13 protein-coding genes and 4 pseudogenes are annotated in these 19,028 nt (G+C 38.7%); all 17 read right to left on the reverse strand.

Annotated elements, in window-relative coordinates:
* Positions 1-29 precede the first annotated feature (29 nt).
* Positions 30-476 (reverse strand): annotated as a pseudogene (locus BQ5321_RS24310) (ATP-dependent DNA helicase PcrA); the annotation flags it as partial.
* A 735-nt stretch (positions 477-1,211) separates the two neighbouring features.
* A pseudogene (locus BQ5321_RS21135) lies at positions 1,212-2,336 on the reverse strand (3'-5' exonuclease); the annotation flags it as partial.
* A 188-nt stretch (positions 2,337-2,524) separates the two neighbouring features.
* A pseudogene (locus tag BQ5321_RS23860) lies at positions 2,525-2,929 on the reverse strand (reverse transcriptase domain-containing protein); the annotation flags it as partial.
* 825 nt (positions 2,930-3,754) lie between these two features.
* Positions 3,755-3,889, reverse strand: a pseudogene (locus BQ5321_RS23865) (UvrD-helicase domain-containing protein); the annotation flags it as partial.
* 691 nt (positions 3,890-4,580) lie between these two features.
* Positions 4,581-5,195: a UvrD-helicase domain-containing protein gene (locus tag BQ5321_RS21140; protein ID WP_071396345.1), complete on the reverse strand. Its 615-nt coding sequence runs from the start codon at positions 5,193-5,195 to the stop codon at positions 4,581-4,583.
* Between the two features lie 69 nt (positions 5,196-5,264).
* A complete protein-coding gene (gene pcrB, locus BQ5321_RS21145; RefSeq protein WP_071396346.1) occupies positions 5,265-5,954 on the reverse strand; it encodes a heptaprenylglyceryl phosphate synthase in 690 nt (229 codons plus the stop codon).
* Positions 5,955-6,125: 171 nt separating this feature from the next.
* Positions 6,126-6,443, reverse strand: coding sequence for a YerC/YecD family TrpR-related protein (locus BQ5321_RS21150; protein WP_071396347.1), 318 nt, complete (start codon positions 6,441-6,443; stop codon positions 6,126-6,128).
* A gap of 36 nt (positions 6,444-6,479) precedes the next feature.
* Positions 6,480-7,535 carry a DUF3048 domain-containing protein gene (locus BQ5321_RS21155; protein WP_071396348.1) on the reverse strand — a complete coding sequence of 352 codons (1,056 nt, stop codon included), beginning with the start codon at positions 7,533-7,535 and terminating at the stop codon, positions 6,480-6,482.
* A gap of 45 nt (positions 7,536-7,580) precedes the next feature.
* A complete protein-coding gene (locus BQ5321_RS21160) occupies positions 7,581-9,326 on the reverse strand; it encodes an adenine deaminase C-terminal domain-containing protein (protein ID WP_071396349.1) in 1,746 nt (581 codons plus the stop codon).
* Positions 9,327-9,602: 276 nt separating this feature from the next.
* A complete protein-coding gene (locus BQ5321_RS21165) occupies positions 9,603-10,433 on the reverse strand; it encodes a polysaccharide deacetylase family protein (protein ID WP_071396350.1) in 831 nt (276 codons plus the stop codon).
* A 130-nt stretch (positions 10,434-10,563) separates the two neighbouring features.
* A complete protein-coding gene (locus BQ5321_RS21170; RefSeq protein ID WP_071396351.1) occupies positions 10,564-11,304 on the reverse strand; it encodes an N-acetylmuramoyl-L-alanine amidase family protein in 741 nt (246 codons plus the stop codon).
* Positions 11,305-11,588: 284 nt separating this feature from the next.
* On the reverse strand, positions 11,589-13,472 hold the full coding sequence (locus BQ5321_RS21175; protein WP_071396352.1) for a sensor histidine kinase: 1,884 nt from the start codon (positions 13,470-13,472) through the stop codon (positions 11,589-11,591).
* The gene (locus BQ5321_RS21180) at positions 13,469-14,155 is read right to left on the reverse strand and encodes a response regulator transcription factor (protein ID WP_071396353.1); all 687 of its coding nucleotides are present in this window, start codon (positions 14,153-14,155) and stop codon (positions 13,469-13,471) included. Before BQ5321_RS21180 ends, BQ5321_RS21175 begins: the two co-directional genes overlap by 4 nt.
* Positions 14,156-14,408: 253 nt before the next feature.
* Entirely contained in the window at positions 14,409-15,680 is a 1,272-nt protein-coding gene (gene purD, locus BQ5321_RS21185; protein WP_071396354.1) for a phosphoribosylamine--glycine ligase, read from the reverse strand.
* 34 nt (positions 15,681-15,714) lie between these two features.
* Complete coding sequence (purH, locus tag BQ5321_RS21190; RefSeq protein WP_071396355.1) at positions 15,715-17,250, reverse strand: bifunctional phosphoribosylaminoimidazolecarboxamide formyltransferase/IMP cyclohydrolase; 1,536 nt, start codon at positions 17,248-17,250, stop codon at positions 15,715-15,717.
* Between the two features lie 55 nt (positions 17,251-17,305).
* Positions 17,306-17,908, reverse strand: a complete 603-nt coding sequence (gene purN / locus BQ5321_RS21195; protein WP_071396356.1) for a phosphoribosylglycinamide formyltransferase — start codon at positions 17,906-17,908, stop codon at positions 17,306-17,308.
* Between the two features lie 47 nt (positions 17,909-17,955).
* Positions 17,956-18,987, reverse strand: coding sequence for a phosphoribosylformylglycinamidine cyclo-ligase (gene purM, locus BQ5321_RS21200; protein ID WP_071396357.1), 1,032 nt, complete (start codon positions 18,985-18,987; stop codon positions 17,956-17,958).
* Positions 18,988-19,028: the final 41 nt, after the last annotated feature.

The raw sequence follows: 19,028 nt of genomic DNA on the forward strand, positions 1-19,028 counted from the left end.
TACTTTCATTCCTCCAAACGTAAATATTCTTAATCCTTTTTCTTAATAGGCGCAAATTGGGCCAGTAACCGTTTGATACCGGTTGGGCTCGGAAAGGCAATATCAAGCTCTGTCCCATCTCCGCTTCCTTTCACACTAACGACGGTTCCAACTCCCCATTTTCCGTGCTCCGCTCTATCTCCAACCTTCCATTGGACGCCATCACTGCCAGTATTCGTCACGGCAGGTCTCATAACAGCCTTACGCTGCTGAAGTCTTGTGCTTGACTGTGCTGCTCGAAATGAAGTGTTTTTCTTTGCCGGCTCTAATCCTTCTAATAACTCCGCAGGAATTTCCTTAATAAAACGAGAAGGAGCATTTATGTTTGTTCGACCAAATAAGGTTCTCATTTTCGCATTTGTGATAAATAATTGCTCTTCTGCTCTGGTGATCCCGAATAGTGATAGGTAAACCTTTGAAATTATCTCCAGCTTTTCCCCCACTCCACACCGTGCGTGCGACTTTCACCGCACACGGCGTTCCATCTAATATACTAGTTATAATAATGCACTATAATGGCATCGCCTTCTTTTCCTCTAGGGATAGCGATTAACCTGTATACTAGACTAGGGGCCTTCTCTCCACTCTTTATTATCAGAGTTTCACAGATACTACACCCCAACTGCCATCCCTATTCATAACTCTTTCACAGTATTTGGATTACTGTTCCCCAAGTTATTACTCATTCGTTAGGGACTTCTGACGTTCCGAAACTGTTAGGTATATAACTATACTTAGGTCTTGCCTTTATCCCGATTATCCCTCTATAAGAGTGAAACAACCCTTTAGCTTCATCCATCATAGACTCTACGATACCTATTTTGGAGAATAATTAATTCGCCTTCATTTCTAAAGACGGCTATACGAGACGTACATTCGGCAATTCGTCATTGATTTAATCAAATTCTGACCATATATAGCTCCCTGTCCGCATCACTTTCACAGTATGTTTAACCTTTCCTCAGCTTAACCTGTTAGGGCTACTCGATGCGACTTCACCCCGCTTCACACGCATTCGTTACCAAACACGCATGGGGGAGTATTAACAGCCATCTAGTCGTGGGATTTATTTGGGTATCCCACCGTGGTCTCACAGTTTCAGTTGTTACTAACAAATTGTTAGTCCAGACAATCCTTCGAGTAAACTCGATTTCTGTCTAACGTCACGCACCATAGGCCAAGCGCCTCTCCTCTTCCATTTCAACCTCTTCCATTAATGAGCGGCTGTGTGGGAACACGCCTTCTTCCAGTCCGATTAAAAAGACAACTGGAAATTCCAAGCCTTTTGCCGAGTGCAGGGTCATGAGAATAACGGCGTCTGACTGTTCTCCATCATCATCAAGCTTATCAATATCGGCAACTAATGCAAGATCTGTCAAAAAGCCAATTAAGCTTTTATCATCATTATTATCCTCAAAGTTTTTCGTAACAGACAGAAATTCATCAATATTTTCCAGCCTGCTTTGGGCTTCGATCGATTTCTCTGCTTGTAGCATTTCCCGGTAGCCTATTTTGTCTAATACCTCTTCTACCAGTTCTGTAACAGATAAATACTCCTGCATATTAGTAAGGTTGTTAATTAAATCTCTGAATTGTGCTGCTGACTTGGTAATTTTCGGGCTTAACCCCATTAGTTCAACAGAATCAAGGGCTTTGAAAATAGAAATATCATAATTGCCGGCAAAGTTAGCCATTTTGTCAAAGGAACTTGAACCAATGCCCCTTTTGGGAACATTGATAACCCTTTGTAGACTGATATCATCATCAGGGTTGGCAATTAAGCGAAGATATGCAAGAATATCTTTAATTTCCTTCCGATCATAGAACTTTGTTCCGCCTACAATCGAATACTCGATATTTGATTTGAGTAATGCTTCCTCCATGACACGTGATTGCGCATTTGTTCGGTAAAGAATCGCGATGTCAGACCACTTGCGATTTTGCTTTTGGACAATTTCTTTCATTTTACCAACAACAAATTGTGCTTCTCCTTGTTCACTATCTGCACGATAGTAGTGGATTTTATTCCCCTCAGGATTATCCGTCCAAAGATTCTTTTCCTTTCGATTCATATTATTGGCAATTACCTTATTGGCCGCTTCTAAAATACTCTTTGTCGAGCGATAGTTTTGTTCAAGCAGAATAACCGTGGCATTAGGATAATCCTTTTCAAAGGAAAGGATATTCGTGATATCCGCTCCGCGCCATCGATAGATAGATTGATCCGAATCGCCGACTACACATAAATTTTTAAATCGTGAAGCCAATAATTTCACTAACAAATATTGGGATTTATTGGGTGGCGATAGGTAAGGTATTGATGTTATCTCTTCCTTTTCCCCCGCTTAACACCGTGCGCGAGAGTTTCCTACTCACACGGCGTCCCATCAACTCCTAACTCTTCACATTAAATTATACAGTTACCAACTTGTTTACGAAGATTGTTAATTTTTCTCAATTGAATCTCATCCGGTTTAATTTTTATTAAGTATTTGTCTATGATTTCATCTTTCACCGCATGTCTTATTCCCAAATACCACATTTGCTTTAAAAAGCTTACCGTGGTTTACGTTATCGAAGAACCCCTTTATATCCACATCGACGACATAATGAAGCTTATTTTTGTTTGCTAGTGTCACTGCTCTTGAATATGCGTGTATTGTTCCACGATTAGGTCTAAAACCATAGCTGTGTTTGTGGAATTTTGCTTCACATATTGGTTCTAATATTTGCAAAAGACACTGTTGTATAAGTCTGTCTTCAATTGTTGGGATACCTAGAGGTCTTATTCCTCCGTTTTTCTTGATATTTCTAAAAGCCAATTTTATATTTTGAGGACTAATAACTAAATCGTAAAGATTTTACCTTTTTGACTTTGGTCATATAACATATCAAACATTTCTTGTGTGTTGTAATATTCGTTATTTCTCAGCTTTTGCTTCTTTAACTTCTTCGATTGTAAGTTAGAATCAGTCAAGTACTCACTTCTTTCACGAACTATAGTTCATGATTTCAGCTTTCTTTTCTTTTAGTCATACCGGAACCTGATTTTCTGTATTTTAAAGTTAGTTTTCTAAGAGTTGACTAGTGGCTATCCCTCCGCTGCTTGTTATCACAGCTTCATCGGTACTGTGCCACCACCTTCACCAACATAAAAGGAGTTATATAAGAGCCTTTTCAGGTATTCTTACTTTCCTCACTACCGTTTCTCAGGGTGTATGCCCTCCACGTTGTTGGCTTACCACGTTCCGAGAATCTTATCTGTACATATATCCTTAGGTGTTCCCTCTAACCCTGTTAGCTTGATGATGCCTGTAACATCATAGGGTATTTCATAAAGACAAGTCTTACTTTACCCCACTAACCCTTAACTTGTAAGGACTGACCTTTCGACCAGTTATACCTCTAGAGCCGTACATTCGGGAATTCGTCAACAGATGGTTGTTTCATCTGATTTCTCACCATAGATATTTTATAGAACCCATACCTATCAGGTATACCCTCTGCCTCCAGAGAGATTTCCTCGTCTTTCTCGTTAGGATACCTTTCAGCAGTTCTTCACCGAGCTTAGAACCCTCACTATCATACAATAGTGAACGCACTTCGGAGCCTTAGGCGAGCCTTTCAGGGCGTTACCCCGTCATTCGACTCTTCAGATTCTCAGTTCTCCTAGCTGTTTGCCAGTGGCTAATCTTTTCAATTAGCAACGTGTCGCACTATCCTGATACTCATCGACGTGAATATATTGAAATTTCCTTTGGTAATTTTCAAGCACCTCAGGGACTCTGCGGAATAAATTAATTGTCATCATGATGAATGGTGATAGGTAACAATTTGATGTTATCTCCATGTTTTCCCCCACCCCACACCGTACGTGCACCTTTCAGCGCATACGGCGTTCCAACAATGCTAATCTATTTCAATTTCACTTTTTCCTTAATTGAAATTTACTTTAGATATTTGCACTGTCTAAGGGCTATCCCTCCACTACTTGTTATCATAGCTTCTCAGGTACTGTGCCCTCGCTCTCACAGACATTAAACCCACTTCGTTTCCTTATAGGGTTAGATACAACCTGGTAAAAGTTATACGTATCTTGTCTGCTTTCCACGTTCCGAATTTACTAGCTGTACATATAGCCTTAGGTCTCTGCTTTAAGCCTGCAACATATATATCTTTTTGGTGATATCCCGAATTTCTTAACGACCACTCATACTTTTCGGTATGCTGCACTCCATTTTAAGGAGCTAAGAAGTTTCCCTCTTATCTTCGTCTAGACCCGTACATTCGCAGATTCGTCAGTCTACATTTAGACATTCTAACCATAGCTATTTTATAGCGCCCCACGCTATCACAACCATATCCTAAGGACTTAGGTTATTTCACGTGACTTCATCCCGCTTTATACCTTGCAGAAATACCACTCTGCAACGCATAGGGAAGTATTAGGCTGTATGTTTCATAAGACCATAACTTATTTCATTCCATACATCGTAAATTCAGTTGTAACTAAGTTTACTTAGTCCTCACCTTTACCGCATTTAACAAATGCTTAGGGTGAAACGTGTCGCACGGTCGTCGAAATCTAGTGCTTGGTTTTTCTGCAGGCGTTTTTGATATTCGGTGTATACATCACTTACTATCTTTTCAATATAGTCTCCAACATTCTTTGCATATGTTTCCGGATCAATCAATTCATTCTTTGCTGAACTAATTGAACCTAAAATAGCTCGAGGGTCATGCTTTTTCGGGTCGAGGTTTTTATCCTTTAGGATTTGTTTAATAACGGACAACTGATCCCCTGAATCTAGGATGGTAAAATTCCGGTTAAAGCCGATGCGATCAATATCTCTTCTTAATATCCTTACACACATGGAGTGAAAGGTAGAAATCCACACCTCATCTGCTGCCCCGCCCATCAATCGATATATTCTCTCCCTCATTTCGCGAGCCGCCTTGTTCGTGAAAGTGATCGCTAGAATGTTATAAGGGTTCACTTGCTTTTCTACCATTAAATAGGCAATTCGATGGGTCAGTACTCTTGTCTTTCCACTTCCCGCTCCTGCCATAATTAATAATGGACCATCTGTCGTTTTTACCGCTCCCTGCTGCTGCGGATTAAGACCGTTTAACAGTTTATCTGTTAAAAAATTCATTATTATTCTTCACCGCCATTCAAACATATGTTCTGTTATAATTTTACACTTCATACTACAATCATTCAATCATTTTCCCTTTACTGCCTTAACAGTCTTTAAAGCTTCTTCTATATCTTCATAAAGACTGTTTCCTACTACAATTACATCGGCAAGTGCGGCCATTTCTCCTGCTTGTTCACGGTTAGAGATACCTCCACCATAGAATAGCAGTGTGTTTTCTAACGAATTCTTTGCTTCCTTAACCACTTCAGGGTCACCATATGTGCCACTATATTCTAAATAAAAGACTGGTAGATGAAACATCCGTTCAGCCATCGACGCATAGGCAGCTACATCCGCTTTAGATAACTCAGTATTTGCCTCCGTCAGTTGCGCTGCTTTACAGTCCTTATTTAAAATGCAATAACCAAGGAAGGAAAATTCCTCCCAATTCATGATATCCCCATATTCTTTGATTGCCTCTTGGTGAAGACCTGTAATCCATTTAGGATTACGGCTGTTTAACACAGTTGGGATAAAATATAAGTCAAATCCCGGTGTAATTGTTTCAATTGAAGAAATTTCCAATACACAAGGTACTGTGTACCGGCGCACTCTGGCCATCAAGTCTAACACATTTTCGATTGTGACTCCATCGGTCCCGCCAACAATGATGGCATCTGTGCCAGATTCACATATCCTTTCCAGTTGCTCATCTGAAAGTGATTTGTTCGGATCAAGTTTAAAAACATGCCTCCACTCACATACATCATACATGCAAACTTCCTCCATTCCATGTTTACATTAAACCATTATAGCATTAGAGAATTTAAATGAAAAAAGAAATTAGGCTGTTGTATTTGCAGGCTTTCCAAGTTAAAAAACCTCAACTTAGATGACTTTTTTACATAAAAAAACCGATGGGTCATTCCATCGGTTTTTTGTCAATTATTCTTCTACAGCAGCTGGTTGATCTTCTTCTTTGATACGCTCCAGTGCCATTTCGTATGCATCATTCCCATAATTTAAACAGCGCTTTACACGTGAAATAGTGGCTGTACTTGCCCCTGTCTCTGTCTCGATTGTATGATAAGTTTTGCCTTCACGAAGCATTCTCGCAACCTCTAAGCGCTGCGCTAATGACTGAATTTCGTTGACCGTACAAAGATCATCAAAAAATCGATAACATTCTTCTAAATCATTCAATGAAAGAATGGCATTAAATAACTGATCTAGTTCTTTTCCTCTTAATTTTTCAATCTGCATGAAGACTACTCCTTTATATTCACTACAAATGACCATTTACTCGAATGAGATTAGCTGCTCAAGGCCAGGGTCAGACGGAATTACATTAATCCATGTCTTTCCTGGTACAAATCCTACCTCTTTACCATCTGCAAAAGGTAAAATTCTACCGTCAACATTTCTCCATTCCACTTCAATCATCTGACCTTTTTGTAATAGGTAAGCTCTTCCACCACTTGTTAAATCAATGTCACGCAAACCTGCATTGTCATCAATAATCCAATGCTTCATCTCCACAATAAATACATTATCAACTACTACTGGATCCTTTGTTTGCTGATCAACCGTCTGCTCTCCATTTGAAGCACGCTTATATTTTTCTAATTTTTGGTCATACTCAAAGGATGAACTAAAGGTTTTGTCATAGTAGGAGATAGATACTGTTTCGGCTTTTTCACCTGCCAAATCATCTGCTTCAGCCTCTGTTAAGAATACAAGTGATTCAGGTGCTTCCTCCATCTCAAAATGGTTTTGGTCAGCCCCTTTTAAAATATTCTTAAAAGAGATATATGAATTATGCGGTGCTTGACGGAAGTTCACTCGTTCAAATAAGCTTCCATCATAGTATAGACCATTTAAATGGTCTATATATCCGCTATCTAGTAATTCTTTGGCACCCACACTATTTCCGTGAGCAATATAAAGACTATCATAGCCATTTGCGAGCTCGATATAGTATTCACGGGCACTTCTCACAGAACCAATAATTTCAGGTTGTTCACTCTGGAAAATGGCAAGAAATCTTGTCACATTTCCCTCTGCCAGAATTTCGTAAACGATATCCGCTTTATAGAGTCCTGATTGCGGCCTGGCTTTAGGATGATTATTCACCATCACTGCAACTGCTCTGCCATCCACTTCATCAGCACTTCCCAGACCTGTTAGCGGATAATGAAATGGCAGCTCACTTTCCTGCGGATCTGATTTCTCGTTAACCCCTTCTTGATTTGGCTCTGACACTTCTCCATTCTCTGTTACTGCCTCTTCTTTCGAATTACAGCCGGCAAGAAGGAAGAAGGTAACAGTTGTCAAGGTTAGCCATTTCTTCCACATATAGAACACACCTCATTTATTGTCCTATTTTTCCACTTCTCCATTTTAACGCATTATAGTCGGAAAGAGTACCATTTTCTTTTTGACCTCATACATTCCTACTGGTGTAATTCGTATATATGGAAGATGGGTAGCTGAGAAAAATAATAAAGTTTGAAAGGGATCTGTATAGCGATAGCCCTTTTCCTGCATATAAGCAACAAATTCCTTTTGCTCAGCAATTAATTCCTCAACCGGCTTCTTAGATACCAACCCTCTTATTGGCAGTGAAATTTCTTTTACAATGACACCATCTTCAGCAATGACGATGCCACCACCAATTTCTTTCATATGTTCAAAAGCCTTCAGCATATCCTTTTTATTTTTCCCAATTAAAATAATATCGCCGGTATGGGTAAAGCTACTAGCCAATCCCGAAAGATTTTTGGCAAAGCCTTTTAGTATCGTATTGATTCTCCAATTTCCCTGCCGGTCAACAAACATAAAGAAGCATTCATCCATGCTATTCCTTAGTTGATCACGGGATACATCAATGGACAGCGAATACGGCTTTGTTATGACGGCATTTTCCATAGCAATTCCTACAGGCATAGAAAACTGCAGGTCCTCTGGCGACAAATCCCAATCTAATTGCAGTGGGGTCATATCAAATTCATCAGCAGATGACAACCTATACCCATCTTTGATTACCACTCCATCACGCTTAACCCATTGCCCTTTAGCTAATACTGATATTGGTGTTGGATTATTTTCATCTGTTAACAGATTAATATTAGCAATCCGACCTGTGGCGATATTTCCATGTAAATATTCAATGTTATAGTGGCGAGCCACATTGATTGTTGCCATATTATAGGCATCAACAACCGGAACTCCCTTTTCTATTGCAATCCTAATCATGTTGTCAATAATTCCCTGCTCATAAAAATCAGCAGATGAACCATCTGTAGTAAGCATAAATTTATCATATACATCAATGCCCAGTTCATGAATTTCATCTAAAAGCTTTGGCAAATCTGGGCGGGTACTAGAATACCTTAATGAAACGGTATATCCCTGCATGAGTCTGTTATATACTTCTTCCCCATTAATCGCTTCGTGATCACTGTCAGCCCCGAGTAAGGTCATTTTCGCCAACGTTTTTTCAGACGCTCCTGGGAAATGACCCTCAATTTTCTTTCTCATCCGTTTGGCTTCTTGAATCCAATGAAGCATCATATCATCACCATCAAGCAGCTTTGGCCATCCGGTTAATTCTCCTCCCTGCAGGACTGCATCATGCTCTAGCCAGGATTTTACATGACTATGAGAAAATGTAACCTCTTCATCCTTTATTTCAGTTTCAGGATCAAAACGGCTCCACCAATACATCGTAGAAGGAATTTGTCTCATTTCTCTCAGGAAGGTAAACGCTTTCTTTTTATCGAGCTGTAAAAATAACCATAGGTTATCATTGATCATCGTCGTTGTACCAAACTGGGATGCATATGCGGCCAGTGTTAGGGGATTATATAAACGAAATGGATGTGCATGTGGCTCAATATATCCTGGAACGAGTGTTAATTTGGTACAATCAACCACTTCGCAGCCTTTCGTGTTTTGTGGCAAACTATTTCCAACATAAACAATTCGATCATCATAAATCCAAATGTTTGCTGTCATCCATTTTCGAAATGTCTGGTTTAAATAACGAGCATTTTTTAACAGTATGGTCGGGGCAATTTTACCATCCATGACAGCAACATGTTCTCGTAAATGTTTATTTTTCCAACGGTAGCGTTGTTCAAGCATGTTACGCCCCTCCTTTATTTAATAAAATGTAAACCCTTACAAGGTTTTTCACTATCAATACTAACATATTTCACGGTTTAGCGCACTAAAGTTTAGCGTAAATTTATTGTAAATTTCTACTTAGAAAGGATTGGTAACATGATAAAAGTAGAAAAAAATATTGGGAAGACATGAAGCTTAAAGATTAGAGGCTGCTATTTAAATAGCAGCCTCTAATCTTTAAGCTGTTTCTATACACATCGTAAAAATCTCTATTTTTTTGCAATAATAAAAGGATTATATACGTTGATCATTCAAGAAATTCACTTGCAAGTGATTTTCTTCATTATATACGCCGAACTCATATCCCTGTTCCTTATAAAATTGAATAATATCGGGAAGTGCTTGTAGTGTTTGTGATTTTTCATGCATTAAGATCACTTCTACTTTTTCAGTCGTTTGGTTTTTTATATTTGTTATAATCTGATCTGGATGGTCTTTCAGTTTCCAATCATACGAATCGATGGTCCAATCCCAAACTTTAATACCCGCATCTACAATTTGATTACGAATTTCTTCAGGCTCTAACCCTGGTACAGAACCATAGGGTGGACGAACTAATTTTGATTTACTACCTGTAATATGATAAATAAGGGCTAACGTTTCTTTCATCTCAGGTACAAATTGTTTATTTTGATACAGCTCATTACTATTATGTGTCATACTATGCGCGCCAATATAATGCCCCTCTTTAACTGCTCGTTTTACAATCTCCTGATAACATGTATTTAGCAAATTACTTCCCTGCATGAAGAATGTGGCTTTAATATTATGTTCCTTCAATACGTCTAAAAATTGACCTGTTAATGCACTAGGACCATCATCAAATGTTAAATAAACAACCTTTCCATCTGTTTTTTCATCTGGTCTTTTATGACTTTCCGGTGATATTTTATTTTTATGTTGCGGTGTATTAAGTGGTTTCCTACTATCTTCTACTATTTCCTTCGCAGGCGTAGAATGATATTTTCCTAGTAAAAAAAACATGATAAAAGATGTAGTAAGAAGAACTACTATGAATATTACCGCTTTAGTTAGGGCTTTTTTCCTTCTGGTTAATTGTTTCATTATCTCTCTATCCCATTTCTGCTGATTTATTATATTTTTAACAGAGTTGACTTCTCATTGAGTGGATTCATACGATTCAACCGATGCTTACAATAAATAATAGGTAGATTAATAGAGAAAGATAGAAGATTTAATTTCCACTAATCTTAAAATAGTGAATAATCCCATCAACAATCCCCTTCTTTGACTTTTCTTGGAATTCCTCTGAATTCATCCGTTTTTCATCGCTTTCATTAGACGTAAAGCCCAGCTCTATTAAAACTGCAGGCGAAGAATTTTCTCTTAATACATGAAAATCACTCTCTTGTATACCTCTATTTCGAGTATCGATATTTTGATCAAAAATAGCCTTTTGTATGATTCTGGCTAACTGTTTATCTTTTCTTTTATTGGCTCCAAAATGAGTTGTGATTCCTTTCACATTCACATCCTCAAATGCATCATGGTGAATGCTGATATATAAATCAGCCTCATGGTCTTTTGCTACCTTTACACGTGCTTGTAATTCTTCTTTCTGATTCGTCCCAGGCAGTAAGCTACTATCAGATTCACGTGTTAATATAACTTTTGCATCCGTTCTTTCTTCTAACTCTTTTTTTATATTTTTAGCTATCTTTAAATTTAGGTCTTTTTCAATTGTTCCAAGTACCTTTCCCTTTGTCCCTCGATCCTCACCACCATGCCCTGGATCAATTACAATGGTTTTCCTGCTCAAGCCTTCAGCTTCCTTCGATTCATTTTTTTGACCTAAAGCATCAATTAACGGTTTATCCTCTCTTAATATATTTTTTTCTCCTTTGGTATTAATTAAACTAAAGATTGCACCCATAATTAATATAATAAATAATAGTAATATCACTCTTTTTTTCATTATATCTTAATCTCCTTATCAGCTTTTAATAGTTTCTAATCAAATATTAATGAATGCTGATAAAGATAAAATGCAGATAAGGTCAAGTTTGTTTAAAACTTGGTATTATGTTAGAGTACATTTTCACTAATATAGTCTAAAAAAAGAGTAGAAAAAAATTCTACTCGCTTTTTTTTAAATGGCTGTGTTAAAGTCCATTGTTGATTTTTAATAGGTTGATTGTAGCGGAAGGCACGAAGATTCCCGCGGTCGCCCGCAGGAAAGCGAAGTGCCTGGAACGAAAATCAACACTCATGTTTAACATAGCCTTTTAGATAGAAGTAAAATAATACTCCATATTCAGTATTCGATACACCATATGGTACATCATGTAATTCTAAAATATTCTTTGAAATTGCGAGGCCTAAACCAGTTCCGCCTTTGGAGCGTTGACGAGACGTCTCTCCCCGATAAAAGCGATCCCATATTTTCTCTATATGTTCTGGCGCAATATGTGTCCCTTTATTTTCAACACATACTTTCACGTAATCGTTTTCTTCTATAACCGAAACAATGATCCTTTCATGCTCTGGTGTGTAACGAATTGCATTCGTAATAAAGTTTGTCATCACTTGTTCAATTCGAAGTTGATTGGCAACTACCATTAATTTAGAAAGCTGTTTATGAACATGCAGCTTCTTCCTAGTTATTTCTGAAGCAAGTTGGTCACATATATATTCAATCATCTCATCAATATAGAAAACTTCCATTTTCATTTTATATGTGCCCGATTCGAATTTAGCTAACTCCAGCATATCAATGATAAGTCGATCCATTTTATCTACTTCTTTTGCCATAGCTTTAAAATAGTAATCCTTTTTATTTGCAGCAACACCGTCTTCTAAGATGGAAATACAGCTCTTCATAATACTTAAAGGAGTCTTTAATTCATGTGAAACACCTGAGATAAATTCTTTTCGCGTCTCTTCTAATCTTTTTTCTTTCTCTATATCCTGCTGCAATTGATTAATATATGAATGTAGAGTTTTCGAGAGTGTATTTATATTTTGAGATAGATCCCCAATTTCATCCTTTGTCGTAATTGGAATCATCTCTGAGAAGTCTAATTCTGCAATCTTTTTTGTCGTACTATTTATTCGTAGCAGTGGTTTAGCGATTTTTTTAGAGTAATAAAACGATGCCAATATAATAAGAATCAATACAAATATAATTAAGTATACATAATAATCCTGTATCATCCTTACAGCCTCATCAACAGGCTGTAAGGATGTCATAGCAAAAATATAATTTGTTTGACCACTTACATCTTTTATTGGTTTAATTAATATTTTATATTTAATATCATTTTGTTCATAATCCAATATCTCTGTAGAAGCTATATCATTAGGTTCCTGACTTAGGATTAAATTGACTTGAAATTGCTTTACCCTATCAATAAATACCCGATTCGAATAATTTAGCCCTCTAGAGCTGTCTGGCCATTGTACGTTGTTAATGGTTCCTGTTAAATATAACTGTGAACTCGGATTTGGTGATGGTTCAGGAATTGCCCTTTTACTATCTGACGGCAGTTGACTTACCCCATATAACCTTTCTGTTATTTCTTTTTTTTCATATAGGATTCCTGATTGTTCCTTGTTTCCATATAATTTCTCAGATAAAAGTTTATTCTCTAATAGAAGATTCGCATCTACTATCGTTAAAATCGCAGGAATCACCGTTTCGCCCTTTTGTACTCCATCAATGATAATTCGGTTTCCCTGTTCAAAACGAAACTGCATCCTTTGTATATTTTCTAAGTCGACAAGACTATACAAAGGAATTTGAATAACACGGTTAGAAAAAGCAGTGTTTGGATTACGATCTAATTGAATCTCTAAAGAAAAATCATTTGCATTTTTCATATTCCCAAAACTATCTAAAGTAGTAATCCAGGCCGTATTCTCTTGGTAAAACTTTTGCTCCATTGCATGAATCTTTTCAGGGTTTCCTTCGGATTTTCCATATTCTTCTTCAAAGGCTTGAATGTTCATTTGAATATCATTGAGTTTTTGATTAGCATAATATTGCTTAAAAAAGAGGGTTTGTCCAATAAAAATAATCGCTAAAATAAGGGTGCATAACGCAGTTGTTAATAAAAAGAGCTTTAATACAATCCCCCTTTTCATATCTGCTCCTCAAATTTATAACCAGCTCGAACAACGGTTACAATACATGTTGCACATTTTCCTAATTTATGACGTAAATTACGGATATGGCTATTAACGGTTCGATCATCTCCAGCGAATTCGTAGCCCCAAATTTTCGTGATTAGTTGTTCTCTCGAAATGATAATCCCTTGATTTTGCATTAAATATGTTAATATTTCAAATTCTGTATGTGTCAAACTGATTGCTTCTCCACACACAGTTACTGTGCGGGAGGGAATATGTACATGGACGCTTCTACTCAATAATGTATCCTCATATGGATGATTCTCCTGCGTTGAATATCGACTTTCGATTAATCGTTTAGCCCTCGCTAACAAAATAGCCGGACTGTATGGTTTTGTAACATAATCATCTGCACCTAGTTCGAATCCAAGTATTGTATCATCCTCATCTACTCGAGCCGTTAACATAATGATTGGCACATTCGATTTCTTACGTATTCGTCGACAAACTGTCCAGCCATCTAATTCAGGTAACATAATATCGAGAATAATTAATTGTATCTCCTCTTCTTCAAACCTAGCTAATGCCTCTTTGCCATCAGCTGCCTCTAATACCCTATATCCAGCGTTTAAGAGATAATCCTTCATAATTTCACGTAAAATATCCTCATCTTCTACAATTAAAATGGTTCTCTGCATGCTCTATCTTCTCCACAATTATTTCTCAAGTAGTGATTCTATTATAGCTTAACCAATTATAAGGCTTTCACCATTCCATCCTAGGACTTGCTTAATATGAAAAGAATAGCATGCTAATATAAAGATGAAATGCAGAGAAACACCTGACGATAAATATTTTATAGTAGAAATGTATTATTAATCATTACAAAATAAAAAGGATGATCAGCCACACGGCCTCCCATCCTTTTTATTTGAGTAGATCATTTTCACTTTACTTATTCAGTAATGCAATGGCTCTATAGCCTATATCCTTACGGTAAAATACTCCATCACATTGAAGCTGCTCCAAACCTTTATAGACAGCCTCCTGTGCTTCCTTTAGTGAACCCGCTTTTGTTCCTGCTAATAAAACACGACCGCCATTTGTTTCAAAATCACCTGTTTCCCCAAGCTTTGTACCGGCATGAAAAACAAATAAATCCTTACTTACAGTGTCTAATCCGTGCAGAACAGCACCCTTTTCATATTGCTCAGGGTATCCGTTTGATGCCACAACCACGCCCAGCATAGCTTGATCATCCCAGCTGATTTGTACTTCTTCACCGTCAATTACCTTCTCGAGTACTTCAACGAGATCAGAGGTCATGCGCGGAAGGACAACCTGTGTTTCTGGATCGCCAAAGCGGGCATTAAATTCAATGACCTTTGGACCGTTCTCTGTTTTAATCAAACCTGCATAAAGCACACCGCAGAAGCTACGTCCTTCTTTTACCATGGCTTGCGCTGCTGGCTTTAATACTGTTTCTATGGCAATATTGACTGTATCTTGTCCAATATGCTCAACAGGAGAATAAGCTCCCATACCACCAGTATTAGGACCCTGATCCCCATCATAGGCACGTTTATGGTCCTGGGCAATTTCAAGCGGTGTCACCTTCTCACCATTCACTAGCGCCATAAGTGAAAATTCCTCGCCGCTTAAGAACTCCTCAATAACAACCGTTGCAGAAGCATTCCCAAACTTTGCATCCACCATCATTTCTTTGAGGCTTGCTAAAGCCTCATCCAAGGTTAAAGCAACAGTAACGCCTTTACCGGCTGCAAGACCGTCAGCCTTAATCACGATTGGGGCTCCTTTTTCCTTCAGATAAGCGACCGCCTTCTCGTAATCTGTGAATACAGCATACTCTGCTGTCGGGATATTATATTTTTGCATTAATTCCTTGGCAAAGGATTTACTTCCTTCTATTTCAGCCGCTTTTTGTTTTGGACCAAAAACCTTTAGGCCCGCTTCTTCAAAGCGATCTGCCAGACCCTCTAAAAGAGGCACCTCAGGTCCGATAACGGTAAGTCCAACTTCATTTGCCAATGCGAATTCAACCAGCTCCTCCTGGCTGCCTTCATCGATGTGCACCAATTCCGCCACATCGGTCATTCCTGCATTTCCCGGTGCGACAAATACTGTATCCACTTTTGGACTTTCTTTCACTTTACGGCAAATAGCATGCTCACGACCACCACGGCCGATAACTAATATATTCATTCCGTTCAGCTCCCCGTAATTTTAATAGAATGGATTAATGTTTAAAATGGCGAACAGCTGTAAATACCATGGCTATTCCATACTCATTTGCTTTTTTGATAGAATCCTCATCACGGATGGATCCACCTGGTTGAATAATAGCCGTAATTCCGGCCTTTGCTGCTGCTTCTACCGTATCGTCCATAGGGAAGAATGCATCAGATGCCAATGCCGCTCCTTTTGCCTTTTCTCCAGCTTGCTCTAGAGCAATTTTTGCTGAGCCGACTCGATTCATTTGTCCTGCTCCAACTCCAAGTGTCATCTGTGCGTCAGAAACAACAATAGCATTTGACTTAACATGCTTCACAACTTTCCAGCCAAGCTTTAATGCCTCCCACTCTTCGTCAGTAGGCTTACGGTCTGTCGGAATGGTAATAGTCGCATTATCTAGCGAGTAAGAATCTTGATCCTGAGTAAGCAAACCGCCTTCAACAGAGGTTAACGTCATTTCATTTGTTCCCTTCTGGTCAAATGGAATGGTTAATAAACGAAGGTTTTTCTTAGCAGTCAAAACAGCGAGTGCTTCCTCTGTAAAAGAAGGTGCAATGATAATTTCAAGGAAAATCTCATGAAGCTTTTCCGCTAACGGTTTGTCTACTTCTCGATTTAAGGCAATAATTCCGCCAAAAATAGAAACTGGATCTGCTTCAAATGCTTTTTCAAATGCAGTGAAAATATCACTTCCTGTTCCAACGCCGCATGGATTCATATGCTTCACCGCTACAGCTGCCGGGTCAGAGAATTCTTTAACGATTTGTAATGCCGCATCAGCATCATGAATATTATTATAAGATAGCTCTTTTCCATGTAATTGCTCAGCATAGGCAATTGAAAACTTAGAACCTAGTGGCTTACTGTAGAAAGCTGCCTTTTGATGTGGATTTTCACCATAGCGTAGTCCTTGTTTTAATTCATAAGTAAAGGTTAGTTTTTCAGGTGTTTCAAGACCTGTAAGTTCTGTCATATAGTTAGCAATAATCGCATCATATGCTGCTGTATGACGGAATACCTTTGCTGCAAGAGCACGGCGTGTTTCAAATTTAACCTCTCCTGTATCCTTCAAATCATTGATTACTTTTACATAGTCAGATGGGTCAACAACTACCGCAACATATTGATGGTTTTTTGCAGCAGAGCGCAGCATTGTAGGACCGCCAATATCAATGTTCTCAATGGCATCGTCTACGGTTACATCAGGCTTTTCAATTGTCTGCTGGAAAGGATAGAGGTTAACACAGACAATTTGAATCGGATCAATTTGATGTTCATCCATCTGCGCCTTATGACCTTCATCGTCAAATTTCGCCAATAGCCCCCCATGAATAAGTGGATTTAATGTTTTTACACGACCATCTAGAATTTCTGGAAAACCCGTTACATCACTAACACCGATAACTGGAATTCCCGCCTCTTGTATCGCTTTTTTTGTTCCGCCCGTTGAAATTAGCTCGAAGCCTAGCTCTACCAATTGCTTGGCAAACTCGGTTACGCCTGTTTTATCTGAAACACTTAATAATGCTCGTTTTTTCAAAATAAGTCCCCCCTCGGTGATGGTAATATACTCAATAAATGGTTTTGCTGCACTTCTAAAGCTGCTGCTGTGTTTTTCCCTCAATCACAGCTTCAGAGTGAAATAATTTTTGTAAAACAGCAGGGTATAATTGATGTTCAATGGCATGGATTTTCTCTTCCAGCATTTCCTTTGTGTCACCTTTATCAATCACAACTTCAACCTGGTCGATTACCGGTCCTGTATCCATTCCTTCATCAATATAGTGAACGGTTACTCCAGTCTTTACCGCCTTTGCCGCTAAAGCCTGACCAATCGCATCTTTTCCTTGAAAAGCAGGAAGAAGTGAAGGGTGGATATTCACAATTCTTCCTTGAAAGGCACTCAATAAAGAAGGTCCGATTAATCTCATATAACCGGCCAACACAATAAACTCAATCTCTTGTTCCCGCAGCTTCTGAAGGATTACTTCTTCATAAGAGGCTTTATCTCTATACTCCTTCGCTGTAAAAACAAATGCTGGAATGTTTTCCGTTTCCGCTCTCTTGATACACATGGCACCTTTCCGATCACATACCAGCAGGTTAATTTGTGCCTCTAGTTTTCCATCCTTAATCGCATCATTGATTGCTTGAAAATTTGTGCCGCTCCCGGATGCAAACACTGCTATCTTTTTCATGAATTTTCCTCCGTTTTTCCGAATGAACGGCTGTTTCTGCCGTGGAATTACTTTAGCTTAATGTCAATTCCCGGCTCATTTGTGACAATTCCGATAGGGTATGCTTTTTCACCAGCTTGATTGAAAAACTCTAACACATCAGCAGCATCGTCTTCCCCTACGGCTATAACCATTCCGGTCCCCATATTAAAAATATTGTACATTTCCTTCCTGTCCAGCTCACCAATTGCCTCCATTAATGAGAACACAGGTGGAACCTGCCAGTTTTCTTCCTTTAACTCCGCGCCAAGATTCTCAGGAAGCATTCGTGGAATATTCTCGATGAATCCACCGCCTGTAATATGGGCAAGACCTTTTATGTTAAATTTCTTTAAGGCAGATAGGATTGGTTTTACATAGATTTTTGTCGGGCGAAGCAGCTCTTCTCCTAGCGTGCAGCCCAGCTCCTCGACATAATCGGTTAAAGCCATTCCAGCCTTCTGTAAAAACAGCTTACGGACAAGGGAATAGCCATTACTATGGATTCCACTCGAGGCTAAGCCAATTAAAATATCACCTTGCTTGATTTCTTGACCAGTAATAATCTTGCTTTTTTCACATGCACCCACTGCAAATCCAGCAAGGTCATATTCCTCTTCACTGTACATGCCAGGCATTTCTGCTGTTTCTCCGCCAACAAGTGCGCAGCCTGCTTGTTCACAGCCATCAGCAATTCCTTTTACAATGGCTTCGATTTTTTCTGGCTCTGCTTTTCCACAAGCAATATAGTCAAGGAAGTAAATCGGTTCTGCTCCTTGAACCACGATATCGTTCACACACATTGCAACAGCATCAATACCAATAGTGTCATGACGATTCATCATGAAGGCAAGCATTAGCTTTGTCCCGACACCGTCCGTACCTGATACTAATACAGGCTCCTGTAAATTTAATGTGGATAAATCGAACATTCCACCAAATCCACCTAACCCGCCAAGTACGCCGGGTCTCATTGTTTTTTGCACGTGCTTTTTCATTCTGGAAACAGCCTCATATCCCGCTTCGATATTGACACCTGCTTCTTTGTACGCTTTTGCCATATTCATGATCCCCCATTCAATTTAAGCGCTAGCGCCTATAG

The organism is Bacillus tuaregi, from assembly GCF_900104575.1.
In the GTDB taxonomy this organism is placed as follows: Bacteria; Bacillota; Bacilli; order Bacillales; family Cytobacillaceae; genus Bacillus_BD; species Bacillus_BD tuaregi.

What these genes read in the sequence shown, in the direction of transcription:
- BQ5321_RS21180 (WP_071396353.1), bottom strand. Translation starts at nt 14,155, where the DNA reads ATGCAGAGAACCATTTTAATTGTAGAAGATGAGGATATTTTACGTGAA.
- BQ5321_RS21170 (WP_071396351.1), bottom strand. Translation starts at nt 11,304, where the DNA reads ATGAAAAAAAGAGTGATATTACTATTATTTATTATATTAATTATGGGT.
- pcrB (WP_071396346.1), bottom strand. Translation starts at nt 5,954, where the DNA reads ATGTATGATGTATGTGAGTGGAGGCATGTTTTTAAACTTGATCCGAAC.
- BQ5321_RS21165 (WP_071396350.1), bottom strand. Translation starts at nt 10,433, where the DNA reads ATGAAACAATTAACCAGAAGGAAAAAAGCCCTAACTAAAGCGGTAATA.
- purN (WP_071396356.1), bottom strand. Translation starts at nt 17,908, where the DNA reads ATGAAAAAGATAGCAGTGTTTGCATCCGGGAGCGGCACAAATTTTCAA.
- BQ5321_RS21150 (WP_071396347.1), bottom strand. Translation starts at nt 6,443, where the DNA reads ATGCAGATTGAAAAATTAAGAGGAAAAGAACTAGATCAGTTATTTAAT.
- BQ5321_RS21160 (WP_071396349.1), bottom strand. Translation starts at nt 9,326, where the DNA reads ATGCTTGAACAACGCTACCGTTGGAAAAATAAACATTTACGAGAACAT.
- BQ5321_RS21175 (WP_071396352.1), bottom strand. Translation starts at nt 13,472, where the DNA reads ATGAAAAGGGGGATTGTATTAAAGCTCTTTTTATTAACAACTGCGTTA.
- purD (WP_071396354.1), bottom strand. Translation starts at nt 15,680, where the DNA reads ATGAATATATTAGTTATCGGCCGTGGTGGTCGTGAGCATGCTATTTGC.
- BQ5321_RS21140 (WP_071396345.1), bottom strand. Translation starts at nt 5,195, where the DNA reads ATGAATTTTTTAACAGATAAACTGTTAAACGGTCTTAATCCGCAGCAG.
- purM (WP_071396357.1), bottom strand. Translation starts at nt 18,987, where the DNA reads ATGGCAAAAGCGTACAAAGAAGCAGGTGTCAATATCGAAGCGGGATAT.
- BQ5321_RS21155 (WP_071396348.1), bottom strand. Translation starts at nt 7,535, where the DNA reads ATGTGGAAGAAATGGCTAACCTTGACAACTGTTACCTTCTTCCTTCTT.